The sequence below is a fragment of the Streptomyces sp. NRRL S-646 genome (assembly GCF_000720765.1).
GTDB lineage: Bacteria > Actinomycetota > Actinomycetes > Streptomycetales > Streptomycetaceae > Streptomyces.
In genome coordinates, this window is sequence record NZ_JODC01000057.1 from 1 (window position 1) to 4802 (window position 4802).

General features: G+C 71.9%; 1 protein-coding gene and 1 pseudogene. Both read right to left on the reverse strand.

Features of this window, described 5'->3' with window-relative positions; all coding sequences use genetic code 11:
• Positions 1-1742: pseudogene (locus IH68_RS54850) on the reverse strand (type I polyketide synthase); the annotation flags it as partial.
• Between the two features lie 171 nt (positions 1743-1913).
• The coding region (locus IH68_RS0148740; protein WP_234341855.1) for an SDR family NAD(P)-dependent oxidoreductase at positions 1914-4802 on the reverse strand (2889 nt) is incomplete at its 5' end.

Here is a 4802-nt window from a genome sequence, read left to right on the forward strand (position 1 = left end):
CGAATGACCCACCACCACCGACGGCTCAACCCCGCAAGCACGCCACAACGCCGCCAGCGACACCATCACCGCCCACGACACCGGCTGCACCACATCCACACCAGCCAGCTCAGCCCCACCACACACCACATCACTCAACGACCACCCCACGAACGGAGCAAGAGCGGCCTCACACGCCTGCATCGACGCCGCAAACACCGGCGACGCATCCCACAACTGACGCCCCATACCAGCCCACTGCGCCCCCTGACCCGGAAACACGAAGACGGGACCGTCGGGAACCACGTCGAAGCTCCCGGTCACCGCTCCGGAAGCCGCGTTCCCGGAGGCCAACGCGCCGAGGGCGTCGACGAGTTCACCCTGCTCGGCGCCCAGCACCACGGCTCGGTTCTCGAACGCCGCCCGAGTGGCGGCCAGCGACCAGGCCACGTCCACCGGCCGTACGTCCTCACCGGCCGACTCCACGAATGACGCCAACCGTCCCGCCTGACCGGCAAGCCCGTCCCCGCCACGACCCGACACCACCCACGGCACCACGCCAACCTCGGCGAACACCGGTGCAGCGGTGTCGTCGGTGGAGCGCGGTTCCTCCGTCTCGGGGTCGAGCTCAGGGGCCTGCTCGAGGATCACATGGGCGTTGGTGCCGCTGCCGCCGAAGGAGGACACGCCCACGCGGCGCGGACGGCCGGTTTCGGGCCACTCCTGGTTCTCCGTGAGGAGCTCGACCGCGCCGGAGGACCAGTCGACGTGCGGCGTCGGCTCGTCCAGGTGCAGCAGTCTCGGCAGGACTCCGTGACGCATGGCGGACACCATTTTGATGACGCTTGCGACACCCGAACTGGCCTGGAGATGCCCGATGTTGGCCTTCAGCGACCCCACCCGCAGGGGCTCTTCGCGGTCCTGGCCGTAGGCGGCGATCACGGCCTGTGCCTCGATCGGGTCGCCGAGGGTGGTCCCGGTGCCGTGCGCCTCGACCACGTCCACGAGGTCCGCCGTCAGACGGGCGTTGGCCAGCGCCGCACGGATGACACGTTCCTGCGAAGGCCCGTTGGGCGCAGTCAGGCCATTGCTCGCACCGTCCTGGTTGATCGCCGCAGCGCCACCAGCGACGAGGAGCACATGGTGTCGACGGTGACGGCGGGGCCCTCGAAGCCGAGGGTGTAGGCGATCCGGCCGGACAGCACCGCACCGGAGCCGCCCGTCAGCATGTGTCCCTCGACGCGGTCCCGGGCCCGAGCGGCCGCGGCGCCGTAGCCCTGGTCGCTGCTGCCGACGAAGACGCCCGCCTTCTCGCCACGCAGTGTGCCCGGCTCGATTCCGGCCCGCTCCAGGGCCTCCCAGGAGGTCTCCAGCAGCAGGCGCTGCTGCGGGTCCATCATCGTCGCCTCGCGCGGCGAGATGCCGAAGAAGGCGGGGTCGAACTCGGCCGCGTCGTACAGGAACGAGCCGGAGCGGGTGTAGCTCGTGCCCTGGTGCTCCGGGTCGGGGTGGTACAGCCCCTCGAGGTCCCAGCCGCGGTCGGCGGGCAGTTCGGAGACGGTGTCGACGCCCGCCGTGAGCAACTCCCAGAAGTCCTCGGGCGTGTGGGCGTTGCCGGGGAAGCGGCAGCTCATCGAGACGATGGCGATGGGCTCCTGCTGGCGGGCCTCGACGTCCTGAAGGCGACGGCGGGTCTGCCGCAAGTCGGTGGTAACCAGCTTGAGGTAGTCGCGGAGCTTGTCCTCGTTGGCCATGAACGTCATCAGTCCCTAGAGCAGGCCCGAAGGCTTGGAGTCACCCGTACGGCGTTGGCAACGGGCAGGTCGGACAGGGTTGGTGGTGCGGTGCGGATGGCGATGGGGCGAAGGGGATCGGAGGAGGCCGGACGGGCCGGTTGTTGGGGGGGGAGCCGGCCCGTCCGGCGGTCTGGCGGGCTAGTTGAGACCGAGTTCCTTGTCGATCAGGTCGAACATCTCGTCGTCGGAGACGGTCCCGAGAAGTTCGTCGTCGGCGTCGCCGCCGCCCTCAGGTTTCTCGACCGGGCTGTCGGACAGCCGCCACAGCAGCGCTTGCAACCGGGTGGTGATCCTGGCGCGGGAGACGTCGTCGGCGGGGTCGAGCGCGACGACGGCCGCTTCCAGCTCGTCGAGTGACGCGAGTCCCCCTCCGCCGGCCGGTTCCGCGTCAGGGACCAGTTCGGACAGCAGCCGTTCACCGAGGGCGGCCGGGGTCGGATGGTCGAAGACCAGGGTGGCGGGCAGGCTCAATCCGGTGACTTCCTTCAGCCGGTTACGCAACTCCACGGCGGTCAGGGAGTCGAAACCGAGGTCGCGGAAGGCGTGGTCGGGGCCGATGGCACCGGTCCCGTCATGGCCGAGGACCGCCGCGACCTGCGTACGGACGAGCTGGAGCACAGTCCGTGTCTGCTCGGCCCGGCCGGCGCCGGTCAGTTGGCCCGCAAAAGACTGCGTCCGACCGGGCACCGGCCCGGCATCGGCGCCGTCCCCGGACGCTCCGGCGCGGGCCTGCTCCGCGTGGAGGAGGCGGACCTCCGGAATCTCGTCGAAGAGACGACGGCGGCGGGCAGCCGAATACGTCGCCGCGAACCGGTCCCAGATGACGTCGGCCACGACCAGGAACGTCTCGTCATGCGCGAGGGCCTGCTGTACGGCGCCCACGGCCACGTCGGGATCCATGGTGGGCACGCCGTAGCGACGCAGCCGGTCGCCCTCGGCCTCGTGGACCATGCCGCCGCCGGCCCAGGCACCCCAGGCGATGGAGGTGGCCACCCGGCCGCGGCTGCGACGCCACTCGGCGAACGCGTCGAGGTAGGCGTTGGCGGCCGCGTATCCGGAGTGGCCGCCGTCGCCCCAGACACCCGCGCCCGACGAGAACAGGACGAAGGCCTCCAGCGGACGGTCGGCGAGCAGCGCGTCGAGATGGACGGCACCCGCGATCTTCGCGCCCGCCACGTCATGCAGGTCGGCGAGGTCCGTGTCCCCGATCGCGACGGCCGGCGGCTCGATGCCCGCCGCGTGCACCACGGCGTTGACCGGTGCGTCCTCCGGCACCTCCGACAGCAGTGCGGCCAGGGCATCCCGGTCGGTGATGTCGCACGCGGCGACGGTGACGCGGGCGCCGAGAGCGGTCAGTTCCGCCTCCAGCTCGGCCGCACCGGGCGCGTCCGGGCCCCGGCGGCCGACCAGCAGCAGATGCTCGGCACCGGTCGCGGCCAGCCGCCGGGCGAGATGCGCGCCGAGGGCCCCGGTGCCGCCGGTGATGAGCGTCGTACCCGGGAAACCGGCTGTACGGGGCTCGCCCGCCTCGGCGTCGGCCGGCCGCCGGACCATGCGGCGTACGTACAGTCCGTCCCCGCGTACGGCGAACTGGTCCTCGTCCTCGTCGCCCGCCAGGCCCGCGAAGAACCGGTCCCAGGTGCGCGGGTCGAGTTCCGCGGCAGAGTCGCCCGGTGCGGGGTGATCGGCGGGTGCGGGGAGGTCGATGAGACCGCCCCACCGCTGGGGGTCGTCGAGTCCGTAGACCCGTCCCAGACCCCAGACTGCCGCCTGCTCCGGCACCGGACCGACGACGGGCTGCGCGGCGGGGCCGGGCACGGTGACCGCTCCCTGGGTGACCGTCCACAGCGGTGCCTCCGCCTCCGCGTCCGTGAGCGCCTGCATGAGCAGAAGGGTCGCCGTGACGACCCCGGGAACGACGGAGGTCGGAGACTGGTCGGCAGGGCGCGGGGTGGCGGGGGCGAGCGGCAGCAGGTTGAGTACGCCGCCCGTGAGCGGGTTCCCTTCGAAGGCTTCACGGAGGCGGTCCGCGAGTGCCGTCCGATCCTCCCACGTCACGTCGAGGACGAGCGTGACGACGTCTTCGACCTCCTTGCGCCCGCGCAGCCGCTCGACCAGCTCCTGGGCGGTTCCCTCAACGGTGCCGTCGGCACCGGGCACCACGACCAGCCAGTGCGACGGCAACGGGACCGGGCCGGCCACCGAGGCACCGGCCGGCTGCCATGTCACGGTGTAACGCCAGGAGTCCAGCACGGCGCTCTCCCGCTTGCGCCGACGCCACTCGGCCAGCACGGGCAGCACCGGCTCCACCGTGGCCAACGTCCCGCGCCGCTCGGGCGCCAGATCGAGCGTATCCCCGAGGGCCTCCAGGTCCTCGCGCTCGACCGCCTCCCAGAAGCGGGCGTCCACGTCGTCGGCCGAGGGGCCTGCGGATGCGCCGTGGGGAGCGGGCTCGGGGAGGTCGAGCCAGTAGCGGCGGTGCTGGAAGGCGTAGGTGGGCAGCGGGACCGTCCGGCCGTCGTGCCCGGCCAGGACCGCCGTCCAGTCGACCGGGATACCGCGCACCCACGCCTCGGCCAGCGAGGTCAGGAAACGGGAGGCATCACCGTCGTTACGGCGCAGGCTGCCCACCACCACCGCGTCCGGGGCGGCCTCCTGCACCGCCATACCCAGTACCGGGTGCGAGCTGACCTCCACGAACGCCGCATATCCCTGCTCGACCAGACCCTGCACCGCGGCCGCGAACCGCACCCGCTGACGCAGGTTGCGATACCAGTACCCGCCGTCCAGACCAGCGGTGTCGACCACTTCCGCCTCAGTCGTCGAGAAGAACGGCACCACACCCGAACGCGGGACCACCGCCGCCAGAACCTCGGCCAGCTCGGCCTCGATGGCCTCCACATGCCTCGTGTGGGAGGCGTAATCCACCGGGATACGACGCGCCCGGATCTCCCCCGCCTCGGCGATCGCCCGGATCGCCTTGGACCGCAGCGCCACCACCCGCGCCCCGTCCTCCAACGACAACCC